17 protein-coding genes and 1 pseudogene are annotated in these 17,278 nt (G+C 35.5%); 7 read left to right on the plus strand and 11 right to left on the minus strand.

Annotated features, from left to right (window positions below; all coding sequences use genetic code 11):
- A pseudogene (locus tag Q0039_RS01325) lies at positions 1-309 on the plus strand (succinate--CoA ligase subunit alpha); the annotation flags it as partial.
- An 80-nt stretch (positions 310-389) separates the two neighbouring features.
- Here Q0039_RS01325 and Q0039_RS01330 read toward each other — a convergent pair.
- The 7 genes from Q0039_RS01330 to Q0039_RS01360 are packed head-to-tail and all read right to left on the minus strand — an operon-like array spanning position 390 to position 5,986.
- The gene (locus tag Q0039_RS01330; RefSeq protein ID WP_297507875.1) at positions 390-1,568 is read right to left on the minus strand and encodes a cytochrome c peroxidase; all 1,179 of its coding nucleotides are present in this window, start codon (positions 1,566-1,568) and stop codon (positions 390-392) included.
- 21 nt (positions 1,569-1,589) lie between these two features.
- On the minus strand, positions 1,590-2,924 hold the full coding sequence (locus tag Q0039_RS01335) for a YHYH protein (RefSeq protein ID WP_297507878.1): 1,335 nt from the start codon (positions 2,922-2,924) through the stop codon (positions 1,590-1,592).
- 54 nt (positions 2,925-2,978) lie between these two features.
- Positions 2,979-4,001 carry a cytochrome c peroxidase gene (locus tag Q0039_RS01340; protein ID WP_297507881.1) on the minus strand — a complete coding sequence of 341 codons (1,023 nt, stop codon included), beginning with the start codon at positions 3,999-4,001 and terminating at the stop codon, positions 2,979-2,981.
- The gene (locus tag Q0039_RS01345; RefSeq protein ID WP_297507884.1) at positions 3,998-4,681 is read right to left on the minus strand and encodes an MbnP family protein; all 684 of its coding nucleotides are present in this window, start codon (positions 4,679-4,681) and stop codon (positions 3,998-4,000) included. Before Q0039_RS01345 ends, Q0039_RS01340 begins: the two co-directional genes overlap by 4 nt.
- A complete protein-coding gene (locus tag Q0039_RS01350) occupies positions 4,671-5,153 on the minus strand; it encodes a hypothetical protein (RefSeq protein WP_297507887.1) in 483 nt (160 codons plus the stop codon). Before Q0039_RS01350 ends, Q0039_RS01345 begins: the two co-directional genes overlap by 11 nt.
- Positions 5,153-5,419, minus strand: a complete 267-nt coding sequence (locus tag Q0039_RS01355; protein ID WP_297507890.1) for a hypothetical protein — start codon at positions 5,417-5,419, stop codon at positions 5,153-5,155. The genes Q0039_RS01350 and Q0039_RS01355 overlap by 1 nt, the downstream gene beginning before the upstream one ends.
- 18 nt (positions 5,420-5,437) lie before the next feature.
- Entirely contained in the window at positions 5,438-5,986 is a 549-nt protein-coding gene (locus Q0039_RS01360; protein ID WP_297507893.1) for an RNA polymerase sigma factor, read from the minus strand.
- A 126-nt stretch (positions 5,987-6,112) separates the two neighbouring features.
- On the opposite strand from Q0039_RS01360, the gene fabG reads away from it, so the two are divergent.
- Both fabG and Q0039_RS01370 read left to right on the plus strand, forming a co-directional pair.
- Complete coding sequence (gene fabG / locus Q0039_RS01365; protein ID WP_297507896.1) at positions 6,113-6,859, plus strand: 3-oxoacyl-[acyl-carrier-protein] reductase; 747 nt, start codon at positions 6,113-6,115, stop codon at positions 6,857-6,859.
- A 38-nt stretch (positions 6,860-6,897) separates the two neighbouring features.
- Complete coding sequence (locus Q0039_RS01370) at positions 6,898-8,913, plus strand: hypothetical protein (RefSeq protein ID WP_366520859.1); 2,016 nt, start codon at positions 6,898-6,900, stop codon at positions 8,911-8,913.
- Here the strand turns inward: Q0039_RS01370 and Q0039_RS01375 are convergent.
- Positions 8,905-11,007 carry a sulfatase-like hydrolase/transferase gene (locus Q0039_RS01375; protein WP_297507903.1) on the minus strand — a complete coding sequence of 701 codons (2,103 nt, stop codon included), beginning with the start codon at positions 11,005-11,007 and terminating at the stop codon, positions 8,905-8,907. The genes Q0039_RS01370 and Q0039_RS01375 overlap by 9 nt on opposite strands.
- A 277-nt stretch (positions 11,008-11,284) precedes the next feature.
- On the opposite strand from Q0039_RS01375, the gene Q0039_RS01380 reads away from it, so the two are divergent.
- The 3 genes from Q0039_RS01380 to Q0039_RS01390 all read left to right on the plus strand — a co-directional run bounded on the left by Q0039_RS01380 (position 11,285) and on the right by Q0039_RS01390 (position 13,995).
- A complete protein-coding gene (locus Q0039_RS01380) occupies positions 11,285-12,166 on the plus strand; it encodes a cation diffusion facilitator family transporter (protein ID WP_297507906.1) in 882 nt (293 codons plus the stop codon).
- 177 nt (positions 12,167-12,343) lie between these two features.
- Positions 12,344-13,462, plus strand: coding sequence for a VIT1/CCC1 transporter family protein (locus Q0039_RS01385; protein WP_297507909.1), 1,119 nt, complete (start codon positions 12,344-12,346; stop codon positions 13,460-13,462).
- A gap of 32 nt (positions 13,463-13,494) precedes the next feature.
- Positions 13,495-13,995: a hypothetical protein gene (locus Q0039_RS01390; protein ID WP_297507912.1), complete on the plus strand. Its 501-nt coding sequence runs from the start codon at positions 13,495-13,497 to the stop codon at positions 13,993-13,995.
- A 65-nt stretch (positions 13,996-14,060) separates the two neighbouring features.
- Here Q0039_RS01390 and Q0039_RS01395 read toward each other — a convergent pair whose 3' ends face one another.
- Both Q0039_RS01395 and Q0039_RS01400 read right to left on the minus strand, forming a co-directional pair.
- Positions 14,061-14,456 (minus strand): glyoxalase, encoded by a 396-nt coding sequence (locus Q0039_RS01395; RefSeq protein ID WP_297507915.1) that lies wholly within the window; start codon positions 14,454-14,456, stop codon positions 14,061-14,063.
- A gap of 73 nt (positions 14,457-14,529) precedes the next feature.
- Positions 14,530-15,852 carry an OmpA family protein gene (locus Q0039_RS01400; RefSeq protein WP_297507917.1) on the minus strand — a complete coding sequence of 441 codons (1,323 nt, stop codon included), beginning with the start codon at positions 15,850-15,852 and terminating at the stop codon, positions 14,530-14,532.
- Positions 15,853-16,018: 166 nt separating this feature from the next.
- On the opposite strand from Q0039_RS01400, the gene Q0039_RS01405 reads away from it, so the two are divergent.
- Positions 16,019-16,414 carry a hotdog domain-containing protein gene (locus tag Q0039_RS01405; protein WP_297507920.1) on the plus strand — a complete coding sequence of 132 codons (396 nt, stop codon included), beginning with the start codon at positions 16,019-16,021 and terminating at the stop codon, positions 16,412-16,414.
- Here the strand turns inward: Q0039_RS01405 and Q0039_RS01410 are convergent.
- A partial coding sequence (locus Q0039_RS01410) for a mechanosensitive ion channel domain-containing protein (protein ID WP_297507924.1) occupies positions 16,411-17,278 on the minus strand: 868 nt, incomplete at its 5' end. The two genes, Q0039_RS01405 and Q0039_RS01410, sit on opposite strands and share 4 nt — an antisense overlap.

A 17,278-nucleotide genomic window follows, 5' to 3' on the forward strand; every position in this document is an offset into this window, starting at 1 on the left:
AAAGAAGCAGTTGAATTATTAATGAACGATCCTGAGACAGAATGCATCATTATGATTGGTGAAATTGGTGGTCAGTTAGAAGGAGATGCAGCCCGTTGGATTAAAGCGGATGGAAATCGTAAACCTGTAGTAGGTTTTATCGCAGGTGAAACAGCTCCTAAAGGACGTACAATGGGACATGCAGGTGCAATAGTAGGAGGTTCTGATGATACTGCTGCCGCTAAGAAAGCTATCATGAGAGAATGTGGAATACATGTTGTTGATTCACCAGCAGAAATAGGTAAAAAAGTAAAAGAAGTTATAGGTTAACGATTAATTTTATCCTATAAAAAGTCCCACAATTGTGGGACTTTTTTATTTTATTGTCAAAGGATTTTCACAATTTATTTTTAGTTTGGAAACGGATTCGACCACTTAACATCCGTATACAATGATGTTCCCGATAACGTTTTTAAAAATGCAATCATTGCATTGACTTCTTGTGCATTTAAATGCAATTGTTGACCAAATCCATTGGGCTTTAACCGTGGGTCAAGATTGGTATTATTGAGCGCTGCAGCAGTAAGATTTCCATAGTGGCCAACAACCGCTTGAAGTGATGTAATTACACCCGTATGCATCATTGGACCGTTAGTTGTCCCGTCATTGCGAACAAGATCGCGCAGACTTGGTGCTCGGGTAACACTATTGTCAGGACCTCCATTTATTGAACCGCCAATCCCATTATTTAAAGTATTTGGATCAATATCAAATTCTGGGGCATTGTGACAGCCATTGCAACCAAGTCCACCGCCGGTTCGATTTCCTGTTGCATCAAAAATAGGAGGGGTTAAAAATAAATTTTTCCCTTGATTTTCAACTGCTGTGAAATTAGAAAAAGGACCATTATCTGAACCTGCAAGCGCTCTTCCTATGTCATATTTCGAATCAAAAGATTGAATACTTCGAATAAACTGAGCTAATGCATTTTGAATTTTTGCTTCTGTAATTTCAGTTGAACCATACACAAATTGAAAAAGTTCTTTATAATATGCAACCGCACTTAATTTTGTAAGTAACGCTGAAAAATCTTCATCACCATTGGTACCACTGTATCCCATTTCACCATGATTGCGAATGGGCATTGTTGTTTGTGCTTCTAACGTAGGTGCACGTTCGTCCCAGAAAAATTTAGATTCTATTGAAAACCTTGAATTAACCAAACGCATTGCATGACGTTCGGTTGTACCATTAACTCCATTACTTGCAACATTTGTATCACTAAATGCATTGGATTGAATATGGCAACTTGCACATGAAATCGTATTGTTGGATGAAAGTTTTTTATCATAAAACAATACTCTTCCTAAAGTAGCCCCTTTGTCCGTAATTGGATTATTAGTGCCATTAAACTTAGTAATATAGCTAGGAATCGGTTGATTGGCATAATTAGCGAGTTGTGCCATGTTTAGGTTAGTTCCAAAAGTTGCTTTAATTGCAGCAAAAGGATCAACAGCAATATATTCTTCATTCTTTTGACATGAAATTAGCAAACTTCCAATCAACCCAAGAACTATTATTTTACGCATAGTAAATAATTTAGAATAAATTTATTTTTCGATGATAACCTTAAATGCTTTTTCTAAAGAACTGGAACGAACTTTCACAAAATATACACCGTTATAAAGCCCGTCAGTTTCCAAAATGCAGAGTGTGCTACCTTGAAGCAATTGTCCTGATTTTACAGTTTTCCCTAATTCGTCTACAAGAATTACTTCAAAATTTTCATTTGTGATTTCGGTTTGTATTGCGATGAAATCTTGCGCCGGATCGGGAGCAATTATTAGATTAAAATTAGATGCTGTATTTTCGTTTAAAGATAGCGGCGCAGTGTAGGTTGTAGTGGATTCGGTAATTGACGTTACTTTTATACCACTCTTTACTCCATAAAAAGTAGGCCCTACTATATAGGGATAGGCAGAGTTGTGGTTTGCATCAACAGTTGCAAAATAGCAGTAAATACCATTGGGGTATTCAGGGGTTATACAAAAACGACCGTTGTGTTCATCCAAATAACTGGGGTCATTAGGATGGGAGACATATTCATAATCTTCACGAAAATATCCGTTATAATAAGTAGCATTTACAGCAGGTCCATTGGTTCGGGTAGTCTGATTTTTTAATTGATAACTCGACTTCATTCTAGAAATTCCTCCGCTACCATCGGTATTGGTATAGGCATAGGCCCCATAAATTGGAAAACCATCATAAGCAAAACCAATTAAAGGAGAATGGGTATTGGTATTTATTACATATAAACCATCGGCAGGATAAGTGTTACAGATCGTTGAGATTACTTGCAAATCCAAATTAAAAGCACTAGGGTTTTGGTGGTGGTGGTAATTACCCATAGCAGGATGTGCTTTATTACAATCAAAACCTCCTTTTTCCGCAGGAATTGCATCGCGATTCCAAGCTTGTGTAGCCGTTGGACCCCCTGGACATGGAGGATTTCCAGGTCCTCCACACAAAGCTTGAGTCGTATTATTCCATGCTACACCATCTCTGTAATCAAATAAGGAAACACCATTTATAAAAATCCCAATATTTCCTCCTGTTGTTGCCGTTGGGGTTCCCGAATTTTGAACCGGATTCAAGGGTAATTTATAAATTGCGTTTTGGTCGGTTGCCAAAGAAGGATTACCATCCAAAAATGGGCCTGTAATATAAGCTGGAATTCCATGTGTAGTGACATATACCGAATTGGCCGAATACTTCACAGATTGAACATTAGCCAAAACATTATCTGCAATGGGTGTTGGATTGCCGGAAACATAATGTCTACCCATAATATTGGTTGTGTTTTGCATCCATTGGGTTATGGCTGGATTGGTCTGTGCATATAGTGCCGAACCACCAATGAGGAATAAAAATAGTTTTTTCATGGTCATAGTTTGATTATAGTTTTAGACGAAGGTTTAATTTAAATCTTGCAACGATTAAAAAGAATCTTTCGGGAATTGGTATTTTTTATTTTGTAAAAATGATTGGTCCGATAACGTTCGTAAAAACGACTCTAAATCTACGCGGTCTTTATCCGTTAAATGCATTGGTTCTTTTAACTGTTTTGAAACATACTGATGCGCGTCAATTCCCGAATTATAGTGCTTAATGACTTGATTTAAATTTTGAAAACGACCATCATGCATGTAAGGAAAAGTAAATTGAATATTACGTAACGTTGGTACCCGAAAAAGAAGGGAGTCTTCCATTTGATTTGTGATTTTCATACGTCCAAAATCTTTTAATTCTGGATTAAGTGCTAATCCGTTATTTTCAAAACTAGTACTACTGAATAAGGGCTCGCGATGACAACTTCCACAGTGATTTTGGAATACTAAATACCCTTTGGCTTCCGATGGAGTAAAATGATATTCGCCTCGCTTTTGTTGGTCATATTTAGAATTTGAACTCACTAAGGTAACCATAAACTGACTCAAGGCTTTGAAAAGCAGCGGACTTGAAATTGTTTTTCCTGGAAACGCGCTTTCAAAAAGCCGCTTGTATTTTTCATTTTTTTGCAAACGTTCAATCACCTCTTCCAAAGAGGCATCCATTTCTGCAGGATGCGTAATTGGGGCCAAACTTTGTACATCCAAGTGGTTAATCCCACCATCCCACATGAAAGAAGTATTCCAAGCTAAATTAATTAAAGCCATAGCATTTCGAGTACCAATTCGATTATCGATTCCATGACTCAATTCATGATCTACATGAGCAAACCCCGTTGCTTGTAAATGACAACTCGCACAAGATACTGTTTGATTTCGGGATAACAAGGGGTCGTAAAACAAATGCCGCCCCAATGCAATACCTTCAAGTGTTAAAGGATTATTTGCAAAGTTATAATGGGGTTTTGGCCACCCTTCGGGAATTGAGAAATAATAGGGTTGCGGTTTGTTTTGGAATGAAGCAAATCCCAAAAACAACGAACAAACTAAAAGGCTCCAAACCACTTTCATTGTATTGCTATTCCGGTTTTGAAATAATTTGCCAATTGTACTGCTTCAGCACTCGGAGACATCACTGCGTTTGTCTTTCTAACTTTTATATTATCAAATAAATAGAATAAGTCTATTGATAATTGACTTGAATTAAAAGTTACCGGTAAATTTACTCTTGTAAGTGCATTAGTTTCAGCTGAAAATCCACCAAGATGAAACAGAAATTGGTTTTTATAGGTCGTACAATTGGGTGATTTCCCTTCAATTTTTACAAATATAAAACCGCTTTGCCAGGCCCAATACATGCCTTTTACGGGATCTAAATCTCCCTCAAATACACCATTTACATTATATGCATAAGGCACCCCGACAGTAAATTGTAAAAAACCGGATCCATTTTTAATTAGCGCATCAGGTATTGCTAGTGATGGTGGTGCTTCCCAATCCACTAATTGAGGATATTTTTGTTGAGCGATAGTATCACCATCATCTTGAAGCCATGTTATTTCTGAAAAGTAGCATTTAACCTTGTCAAACGAAAGTGTATCACCCTGAATAGATCGATAATACTTGCCTTTTTCAAGTTTTTGCTTTTGAAAATAAAATGCGATATTCAACTTCTTTTCATCTTTGGACTGCCCCAATAGAAGTTGAGTAGCAAAAAATAGCAGCAGTATTGAAATCCAACTATTGCGCATGATGGGGGTGGGGTGGTCGACTAAATAGATGGTTTAGTTGAGTTGTTAGTAATTTGTATTTATCTATTTGATTGGAATTGCATATTTTTTTGATTCCTAGAAAATGGTTATAATGCGTAATTTCAATTTGTTTTTGTACATGGTTAATTTTGTTGATTAAAACCGAATCTGCAGTATCACCATCGTTATTTGCTAGATTTTGATACAATTCCCTTTTATTATTCCGAATTATTTGATCCAAACTATCGATAGTGGCTCGGTGATTTGCAATTAAATGCTCATAACTTTTTACTTGTTGTGCATTTAGATTTAATTCTTTTATAATTATTGCTTTCGGTTGAAAACGTTGCTTTAAGTCAGGTCGAAGTATTCGATCGGAATGCGATGAGCCAAAAAATAGAAAAACAAGCGTAACCATATTAACAAGAAGCAACGCAACAATGGCAAGGGTTAAAACTGTTATCTTTTTCATTAGTAATACAATTGATTCGATTGAATTATTGCCCCGTAAATAGCGTTCGCAGATTCGTTTTTGATTGGTTTATTTTGCAATACAAATAGATTAACCGAAACAAGTACAATCATTGAAGCCGCAATAAGCATTACTGTAAAACTGGAAAGCTTCTCACGCGCATGAAGCGTATCTTGAATTTGGTCAATCAATTGGGTACTAGGAGTCGCTTTGTGAACGAATAAAAGCGAATGTTCCCATGAATCGGGGGATAAATTAGTATTCATATGATATTAGACGAAAGTTTAATTGGGTTCTTGCAAATCGTGCTTATTTTTTTCAAGTTTTTCTTTTAAAGATGCTTTCGCACGAAATACAAGAGATTCTACGGCACTTAGGGTTATTTCCATTACGACAGCAATTTCTGAATTTGAAAGTCCATCCATTTTTGAAAGCAATAAAGCGGTTTTTTGATTCTGAGGGAGTGAGTTTATCGCATTAAAAAGTTGCACTACAGCTTCTTTTTGTTCCAACATAACTCCTGGATGATTAAAGTCGGACAATCTTGGAAAAACAATTTCCGAATCCATTTTAGTTCCAAACTGAAACCAACGTTTTTTACTGTTTTTGAATTTAATATAATCCAAAGATTTGTTAATTGTAATGCGGTAAATCCAAGTTTTATGAGAGGATTGTTTTTGAAAAGAATCTAGGTTTTCAAACACCGCTAGAAAAACATCTTGTGTAATTTCTTCAGCATCTTCAACATTCTGAACATAATTCAAAGCTAAATTGTAAACCATTGCTCCATAACGGTTGTACAAATCTTCTACTCGTTTTGCATTGAATTTCAAAAACGTCATTTTAGTATTGGACTAAATTAGAACAAAAAGGTTTAGTAGGCGTTAAAGATTTTTTCCAACGCTAAATAATTCGCTATATTTGGAACTTTGTTTATCGATTAACTAAATTAATCCAATATGAAATTATTAGAAGGAAAAGTGGCAATTATTACAGGAGCAAGTCGCGGAATCGGTAGTGGAATTGCTCGAGTTTTTGCGCAACATGGAGCTCAAGTAGCATTTACATATAGTTCATCTGCCGAGTCGGCAATGGTTTTAGAAAAGGAATTAACGGCATTAGGAGTAAAAGCAAAAAGTTATCAATCGAATGCGGCTCTATTTGATGAAGCACAAGAATTGGTTGATGCGGTTATTGCAGAATTTGGAACCGTAGATATTTTAATCAATAATGCTGGAATTACAAAAGATAATTTATTAATGCGCATGAGTGAGGAAGATTTTGATAACGTAATCGAAATCAACTTAAAATCGGTATTCAACATGACCAAAGCAGTTCAAAAAATTATGTTGAAAAATCGGAAAGGGTCAATTGTCAATATGAGTAGTGTAGTAGGTGTTAAAGGAAATGCTGGTCAGGCCAACTATTCGGCTTCTAAGGCCGGTATGATTGGTTTTACAAAATCAGTAGCCCTTGAGCTGGGTTCGCGAAATATTCGTTGCAATGCTATTGCACCTGGATTTATTGAAACAGAAATGACTGCAAAATTAAACGAAGATGTTGTTCAAGGATGGAGAGATAGTATTCCTTTAAAACGCGGTGGAACTCCAGAAGATGTGGCAAATGCTTGTTTGTTTTTAGCCTCTGAATTGAGCGCATATGTCACTGGACAAGTTATGAATGTTGATGGTGGAATGCTAACCTAACATAATTTATTTTATATATGACGATAAACACGGTTATTTTGATACTACTTGCTTTACTTGCAGCAGGATGTTTATCGTATTTTCATTATTATTTTAAAGCCAAAACTACGAGTACAATAACGGTAGTATTGGCTTTTTTGCGTTTTCTAGCCGTTTTTGGAATTCTAGTATTAATAATTAATCCAATTATTAGTCGGACTACCTATGAAACAATTAAGCCAACCTTAGCCCTAGTTGTAGATAATTCCGCATCGATAGCCGATTTAAAAGCAGGGGAAACAACGCGTAATGTTTACAAAAATTTGATTGAAAATGATCAATTGCTTGATAAATTTGAGGTGCAATCCTATGCATTTGATCGCGATTTTCGAGTTTTAAATTCCGAAAAAGAAATAAACTTTAAGGGCAACGTTTCGCAAATTGACAAAGTAGGAGTACAGGTCAATGCCCTCCATAAAAATTCTCCCTATGCTACGGTATTAGTTAGTGATGGAAATCAAACTTCAGGGGCAGATTTTGTGTTTGAATTTCAACCCGACCATAAGGTATTCCCATTAATTGTTGGCGATACTACCCAATATATGGATTTGCGGATTTCTCAAGTTAATGTAAACAAATACGCTTTCCATAAAAATCAATTTCCAGCAGAAGTATTTTTAAATTACACAGGAACTAAGCCGATTTCTTCAGTCTTTACAATTAAAAATGGAACAACGGTATTGTTTAAACAAAATTTACAATTTTCAGTCGACAAACGCGCCCAAGTTATCCCTGTTATTTTACCTGCAAACCGCGTTGGATTGCAACTATACACTGCAACGCTCACTACTGCTGAATCGGAAAAAAACACCTATAATAATACTAAAAAATTTGCAGTTGAAATTATCGATCAAAAAACAGAAGTCGCACTGATTTCAGATATGCCACATCCTGATTTAGGTGCTTTGAAACGCAGTATAGAATCCAATGCCCAACGAAAAGTAACCTTGCTAAAACCCAATCAAGTAAGTGATTTAAAAAAGTATAATGTATTGGTATTGTACCAACCCAATTCCCGGTTTAAAACCGTATTTGAAGCCAATAAATCTTTAGGGCTGTCTACCTTTATTATCACAGGAAATGCAACCGATTTTGGCTTATTGAATCAATTCCAATCGGTTATTAATTGTTCGATGTCCAATCAAAAGGAAAATTATTTAGCGCGTTTCAACCCTGACTTTTCAATTTTTGCGATAGATAATATTGGATTTGAAAACTTTCCCCCGTTAGAAAATCCATATGGAACTATTTCGCTTAAACAAAGAGCCGATGTACTATTAGAATTACGCGTTCAAGGGATAGAAACGGGCCAACCGTTGTGGATATTTGCCAACGATAACGGAAAACGCTCAGCATTGTTATTGGGAGAAAATATTTGGAAGTGGCGGTCGTATTCGTTTGTTGAACAAAAATCATTTGAAAAATTTGATCAGTTTTTAGATAAAACAATACAATATTTAGCCGTCAACGAGAGTCGGAAATCACTCATTGTCAATCATGAGCGCTTTTATAATTCGGGTGAGGCAATTGAAATTACAGCTCAGTATTTTAATAAAAATTACGAATTGGACGAGAAGGCACGTTTGGAAATTTCCATCATGAACAACCAAACAAAAAAGAGAAAGCAATACGATTTAGTGCGAAGTTCAAATAATTTTAAAGTTAATTTAGATGGTCTAAATCCAGGTAAATATTCGTTCACCGTTCGCGAACTCAATTCAAATTCTACCTATACAGGAAATTTTGAGCTATTGGATTTTGCTATTGAGAAACAATTTGTCAATGCCGATATCACCAAATTAAAACAATTGGCGAAACACACCCAAGGGAAAATCTTTGTTCCCAATCAAATAGAACAACTGGTTAAAACACTTATTAATGATCAGGCCTATCAAGCGATTGAAAAAGCAATTCAGAAAAAAACACCTTTGATTGACTGGAAATGGCTATTGCTTTTTATTTGTGCACTTTTCGCCACCGAATGGTTTATCCGAAAATACAACGGCTTACTTTAATCCTTTCTTCTGGTACTGTTTATTTTCTAATAAATTGGCCGTAATTTGATAATAGGCAATGGTTTCCTTAACTAATTTAGCATCAACTTTATGCACCGGTATTTCCTCAAAATTTTCCTGAAAGGCGAGGGGAATACCAGCTGTTGGGTGGATTTTCAAGTCAAATTGTTGCACTTTTTGTTTTGGTGAAATAATAGTTAATCGATGGTTTTTGATTAACCCCAAATCTTGATAAGTTGCGATCAAAGCCCGTTCTTTATAAGAGGAAGAAAATACATCTTGCCCCAAAAATTTACTTTCGTAATCAAAATCCAATAGCCCAAATAATGTCGGCATCAAGTCTATTTGTGACACCAATTTATTTACCTTTTGTGGAGTAATAAATCCAGGCGCATAAATCATAGCCGGAATACGGTATTTATGAAGTGGTAATTCTGTTTTTCCAGAACTTGAAGCACAATGATCGGCAACAATAACAAAAACCGTATTTTTAAACCACGATTGTTGTTGAGCCATTTTAAAAAATTGATGCAATGCAAAATCGGTATACTTAACACCCCCTTCTCGAGATTTTGAATGACTGTCAATATCGATTTTTCCTTCAGGATACGTAAAGGGACGGTGGTTACTAACGGTCATCCAATGATTAAAAAAAGGAGTGCCCGACTTTGCTTCTGCGTTCATCAAGGTGATTGCTTTTTTAGCCATATCTTCATCACAAACGCCCCATATATTAGAAAAAGAGATTTCATTGGGTTGGAATGTTTTTTTATCGATAATTTCATAACCATTGCCTTTAAAAAAATCATCCATATTGTCAAAATACGCATCACCTCCGTATAAATACTTAACGGCATACCCTTTGGAAGCAAATACGCTACCCGTACTGAACTTGTTTTTATTGTCTTTTCTTTTGACAACACTCTCACCAGGTGAAGGAGGCAAACATAAGGTCACCGATTCTAAACCACGAACGGTGCGATTGCCAACGGCATACAGATTAGTAAAGAACATTGATTTCTCACACAAATCGTCAAGAAAAGGGGTGATATTTTGCGTATTACCATAGTGTTTCATAAAATCGGCACTATAACTTTCAATGGTAATCAATACCACATTTTTCCTTTTTTCGGGAGCATCAGATTGAATTTTATGAAAATGTCCGGGTTGAAAACTATTGATTTGTTGCTGAATTAAAGCCAAGGCCTCTTGGTTGGGTAGGGTTTTATAAAACTTCTTAAAATCCAATTCACTTTTCATAAATGCTCCATAGAATTTATACAATCCGTTTGCTTGTAATTCATTCGTAAAAACATTGGATGAATTTTCTAATGTTGCACCAATTGGAAGTAAAAATAAGACTAAAGCAAAACCTCCGAGATATACCCCGCCCGAGAGCAATTTTGTTTTAAAATTTGGTAGCGCTTCTAGGTACCCTTTAGTTTGTTTTACAATATAATACGTTGTTAGTAAAACAACTATTCCGACACCCGAAAATAGAGGAATCACAGGATAAGACTCCATGATGTTGCCGATAACTTCATTAGTATAAATCAGGTAATCGACAGCAATAAAATTGTAGCGAACACCAAATTCATTCCAGAAAAAAAACTCACTTATTGTATTTTGAATAATCAACAATACAAATAGAAAAATGGTAAATGAATATAACCAAAATCGGATTCTCATTCGGTATTGCGGCAAAATAAACAATAGAGCAAAAAGTAAGGTTTTCAAACCGATGAAGGCTAAGCCGATTTCGGGTAGTGAGCCACCATATTCAGATAAAATAGATTGACCCGAAGCAATATAAATCAATAAAGCAATTAATACTCCTAAAATGATATATCCTTTTGGTTTATTGAATTTTGAATGCGTTAACGTAAGTAAATACATCCACAAGAAACCTGATACAACATAAAACACAAGTATATCATTACAAAAACCAAAAAAGAAAATCGAAAAATAATCCCCAAAATTAAAATGAGATTGTGTGATAGGATGAAATAATAGAAGAATACGTAAAAGAAAACTAGCAATAATAAATAATCGTAACAATTGGAAAAATGGAGCCCGTAAGGAAAAGAAATGCATGAATGAGTAGTATAAAATTTATTAAGATAAAATTAACAAAATGATTGAGTTTAGCATAAATAATAAGAACTTATTTTTAAGCAACCATCCTTTTTAAAAGGGTAGTGGTAATATACACGCTAAACAACTATTGAGTTTAAAATGTCCCGTTACTAAATTGCCCAAAACAATCGTTACTTGGGCTAGAGCGATAGGACAAATGAACTATTTTGAAAAATTCAAAGTTAAAAATCTAAATTTGCACAATAAAATCTTGAGTAATCAACGGTACAATTAAATGACTCAACATAACGAAACAGCTGTTAAAACAACGTACTTTAGTATAGCCAGTAATGTAGCATTGGCTGTATTAAAAGGTGGTGCAGGAATATTCGGAAACTCCTATGCGTTAATTGCCGATGCTATTGAGTCTACTACAGATATATTTGCTTCTTTTTTGGTGCTGCTCGGACTTAAATACGCTAACCGCCCAGCTGATGAAAATCATCCCTATGGGCATGGACGCATCGAACCCTTAGTTACCTTTATAGTGGTTGCTTTTTTGGTCATTGCGGCGGGAATTATTGCCTATGAAAGTATTCAAAACATTTTCATTCCTCATGCATTGCCACATCCTTTTACGCTGGTTGTATTGGGCGCAATAATTCTTTGGAAAGAAATAGCTTTTCGCGTCGTTTTAACCAAAAGTAAAGAAACCCATAGCTCTTCATTAAAAGCAGATGCTTGGCACCATAGGAGTGATGCAATTACTTCTATCGCTGCATTTTTAGGAATCAGTATTGCACTTTTTATGGGACCGGGTTATGAATCAGCAGATGATTGGGCAGCATTACTTGCTTCGGGATTCATTTTATACAATAGTTATCTTATTTTCCGACCAGCATTGGGTGAAATTATGGATGAACATTTTTATGATGATTTAGTCCGTGAAATTAGAGTAGAAGCGTTAAAAGTTCCGGGCGTTTTGGCTACAGAGAAATGTTTTATTCGCAAAGCAGGTATGAAATTCCATGTTGATCTCCATGCTATTGTAGATGCAAACCTTTCGGTAAAACAAGGTCATGATATAGCCCATACACTAAAAGATACGCTTCGTAATGAAATTCCACAGTTGGGTCATGTTTTAATTCATATCGAACCGAATAGCGATGTCGTTTAATGGAAAAATTAAATACGGGATTCGTGATTAGTGGTTGAATAAGATTATTGTTTACAATAAATATAATTCTACAACCTTTAAAAAGATAAAATTTTGTACCTTTAATATACCCCGTAAGGGTTCTATAAACAGAATTCTAGCGACACTTGAAATTGTGTTTTATTTAAACCATAAATTATGGATGTATCGCGATTAAAAGCCCAACTGCAAATAGAAGTTGATACTGCCTATTTATACAATAGTATTGCAGCAATACAAGATGACCTCAATTTAAAGCGTGTATTAGAGGCGCTTGCCCAAATTGAAGTGCATCATGCCGAACATATGCTGGAAGCAATCCAAAAAGAACTACCCGATTATCGTATACCGAGTCCTTCTCGAAGTGCGAAATTACAGTTGCGGTTGGGTAAAGTTTTTGGGTATAGTTCAATAATTAGTGGCTTAGCAAGTGTTGAAAAGCAAATGGCGCTAACAACTGTTCAAAATAAACGCCAAAATGGAGCCGTGCTTTCAGGTTTTGAGCATAATCATTTAAAAATTATAGAAGCGGTTAATGCAAATCAGGCCTTAAATGTATCGGGGGGATTTTTATCAAAATTTGAAAGTAGACACAAATCGGTAGGAGGCAATGCCTTACGCGCTGCTGTTTTAGGAGCAAATGATGGTTTAGTGTCAAATATGAGTTTGGTGATGGGTGTTGCAGGTGCAGCCGCTCAAAATGATACAATTATCGTTACAGGGTCGGCCGGTTTGCTTGCCGGAGCTATTTCGATGGCATTGGGAGAATGGCTTTCGGTTCAAAGTTCGCGTGAGTTGCATCAACGCCAAATTGATCTAGAAATGGCCGAATTGGAAGCTTCACCCGAAGAAGAAAAAAAAGAATTGATTTTATTGTATCAAGCCAAAGGCTTATCGCTCAATGAAGCTCAAAAGTTAGCCGATAAAGCATTTGAAACGCATGATTCAGCATTAAATTCGTTAATTGTGGAAGAATTAGGAATTGATAAAAATGAATTGGGAGGTTCAGCTTGGGAAGCCGCTATTACCTCTTTTTTGTTGTTTTCAATTGGTGCGATTATTCCGTTATTTCCATTTTTTATGATTTCGGGTGACAACGCATTACTTCTTAGTTTACTTGCTAGTATTATCGGTTTATTTACAATAGGGGCTTCAATTACGTTGTTTACAGGCAAATCAATCGTGTATTCTGGATTTCGGCAAATAGGTTTTGGTTTAGCTGCAGCTGCAATTACCTATGGAATAGGATCATTAATTGGTGTTCAATTAGCCGGATAAACAGAAAAATTTTAAATAAATAAATATTAATTATGAACGATGCACATTTACACTTGGTGGTGAATCATTTTCCCATCATCGGCGTTTTATTAGGTTTTATGGTTTTGGTTGGAGGAATAGTAATGAAAAACAAAACCATCCAAAACACCGCTTATTTTATTTTTATAATTGGAGCTTTAGCGACTGTTGCCAGTATGACGACCGGTGAAGGAGCAGAAGAAATCGTAGAAGAAATTCCTCAGATAGGTCATGAAATTATTCACAAACATGAAGAAATGGCAGAAAAAATGGCGCTTATCCTTTATGCGTTAGGTATAGTCTCAGTATTGGGTTGGTTTTTAAATGTTAAAGAACATGCGAAAGCTAGATGGTTTTCAATTATGGCTTTATTACTATCAATTGCAGGTGTATTCTTAGGAAAAGCGACAGGAACAAGCGGAGGTGAAATACGTCACACCGAAATTCGCAACGCAGTTAATACAACTAATGGTGCAGCACTTGAAGGGCAGGAGCAAGATGAACACGATGAATAAATCGGTTTAAGAAATTAAAAAAGGTATGTCTCAAATCAGCTAATACAATGTTTTGGGACATTTTTTTAGGGATACTCGAAAAGCTGGATCTGACTCTTTAAACGTTCAATGACCATGTTCATCATCCGCTTGTTCAAATTGGATGAATTTTGAATATACTCTTGATATTCCTTGGTAGTAAACAAACCAATAACCATACCTTTAAGAGCATTTCTAAATTTAATATCGCGTTGGATAACATGTTCAATGTAGTCCATTTTTTTTTGTGGTGGTAATGTGAAAAATACATTTTTTTGTTTAACCGCATAATTGCGAAAAACTTCAACAAACAAATCATTTTGAAATTTTAGGATAGGGCGAAGGGTTTGATTTTGAAATACTTCTTCAGTAGAGGAGTTTGCTGTAATATTACCAATGCTTTTCGAACGCAACTCAGTTAAGCCAATATCTCTTGATTCCATTTTTTATTTTAAATATACTAAAAAAGCCTCTGAAAAAACAGAGGCTTTAATTTTATTATAAATATTTTAATTTTTAATTGTTGATAATACGGAAGGTTACTCGTCGAACTAACTTTCTAGCACCTTCTGAGTTTGGATCAACAGAGGTATCTTCTCCACGCACTACAACTGTTAAACGATCAGCACTGATTCCCGCCTTCATTAAAATAGCTTTTACCGCTTCAGCACGTTTGTTGGCTAAATTGTTGTTGAATTCAGTAGCACCAACTTCATCAGCATGTCCTACAATTTCTATTTTCGCATTTGGATTGTTACGTAAATACGTCAACATAAAATCAATACCCTCAGTTGACACATTGGTTGGGGTTGATTTATTCGTGTCAAAGTAGGTAGAAACATAGCCTTGGTTAACCAAATTAACAACCATATCTTTCTCTGATTTTTTGGAAACATCTTTCGTTGCTTTGTCAACAAATCGTTCTAGTTCATCAGGAACCCCATTACGGTTAATATCAACCATTTTACCACGTGAGTCAACAGCAACACCCGCAACTGAATTGTTTTCTTGGTCTAAATAATCAGGAACACCATCTTTATCCGTATCATTCATCAAGGTTTCCATATCATCAATACGTTTACCTAATTTTTCGATTTCTTTAGATTTTTCATCTTCAATGATTTCCCAATCACCATGAGTATCACTTGAGCCTAATGAATAGGATAGACCTATAGTTCCTGAAATTAGCTGACCATTCAAGTTGTTGGAAATATCCGAATAAGTCCCATCCCAGTTAAAATGCTGACGGTAATTATTTTGTAGCGATATATCTAACATTACTGCCATTTTTTTTGTAATGCAGTATTGAGGAGTAACTCCAACAACTAAACCACCATTCCACTCCGTTACGCCATAATTGTGATCGTTTTCGATAATATTTTTGGTTTTGGAAGTCATCGCATCAATTTTTAAACCTCCATGTACAAGCAAACCAAAACGTTTAACATACTCCTGAACACCCAAAAGTCGACTCATATTAACTACACCTTGAAGCGAAACGCCAAATTGTTGCATTTTAAAAGGTAAACTTGCATTACCAGACGTATTTTTTATTTCATCAAAATGAAAACCACCTTTAAATCCAAAGGTTGGACTAATCATATAACGACCGGCTAAAGCAAAACTATTGGCCTGAGGTTTTCCTAAGAAACTTCCCGAATCACTTGAATAATAGCCCGTGGAATAGGGTCTAACACCTTTAGCTTGACCAACAGAGGCCTCAATTGTCCAACGGTTGTACTCTGAAGTAGCTGTTGTGTCAATCGCTTCTTCATCCGTTTGTGCATTAAGAACAACCGATGAAAAAAGGAATAACGCCAACAAGGTAATTTTCTTCATAATAGTATTTTTAAATTTATACTTTGTAGTGCAAATATAGTAGTTTGTAGGATATTAGCAAGCATATCAAGTAAAAGATTCCGTATTTTTACAAACAACTTAGTTAACAAACGTAAATTTTTTCTTACTTTTTAATTCAATAGGTTAAAATTATAAATCCGATTTTATGCGATTTCATACACGAAAATGGGTAAAACCCGAAGATTTAAATCCAAACAGTACACTTTTTGGAGGGCGATTATTAGCCTGGATTGATGAAGAAGTAGCACTGTACGCTATTATTCAATTAGAAACACCTCGGGTGGTCACCAAGCTGATGTCGGAAATAAATTTTAGAAGTTCCGCACGTCAAGGAGATATTGTTGAAATTGGAATCGAAGTCGTCAAATTCGGCATAACTTCACTAACAATGATGTGTGAAGTTCGAAACATGATGACACGGGAAACGATAATTACAATCGATATAATTACTATGGTGGGCGTTGACGAAAATGGCAAACCCAAAGCACACGGAAAAACCAAAGTAGAATATATTGGGGATCGATTAAATACCAAAGACTAAGGTATTGCTTTAGAATCCGTTGATAGTTCAAAAACCTCTAAATCAAAATACGGAACAGAAGCAATAATATGGTCAAATAAATCAGCCATAACAAACTCGTATTGCTCAAATCGTTGGTCTTTAGAAAAAACATAAATTTCCAATGGCATGCCTTGTGGCGTAGGTTGTAATTGACGGCACAACAAAATCATGTCTTTATTTAAACTAGGATGCTGCTCTAAATAACCCGTGATATAGGTTCTAAAGAGTCCAAAATTGGTCATGTTACGTCCGTTTACCAATAAGGTTTTGTCAATGCCATGTGCCGAATTATAGGCTGATATTTCCATTTGACGCTGCTCAATGTAATTGGTAATCAGTTGAATTCGTTTTAAACCCTCCAATTCAGCATCACTTAAAAACCGAATACTTTTTGATTTTATTAAAATTGAACGTTTAATTCGACGCCCGTCAGAATCGAGCATTCCTCTCCAATTGCGAAATGAATCAGAAATTAAACTGTAGGTCGGAATCGTCGTTGTAGTGTGGTCAAAATTTCTAACCTTAACGGTAGCTAAATTAATCTCAATTACATCACCATCGGCTCCATACTTATCAAAAGTGATCCAATCCCCAATTCGAACCATATCATTTAACGCTACCTGAACACTTGCAACAAATCCAAGAATGGTATCCCTAAAAATTAAAATTATAAAAGCCGAAACTGCTCCCAAAGTCCCAAGCAAAGCACTTGTTGAAATAGAAAAGATTTCTGAAATGATAATTCCAATTCCAAAAACCCATAGCATAATCATGATGACTTGGATAAAGCTATCAATTGGTTTATCACTGTACTTGGGTTTTTCCTTTAGGTAATCGCGAATC

The sequence above is a fragment of the Flavobacterium sp. genome, assembly GCF_027484945.1.
GTDB lineage: Bacteria > Bacteroidota > Bacteroidia > Flavobacteriales > Flavobacteriaceae > Flavobacterium.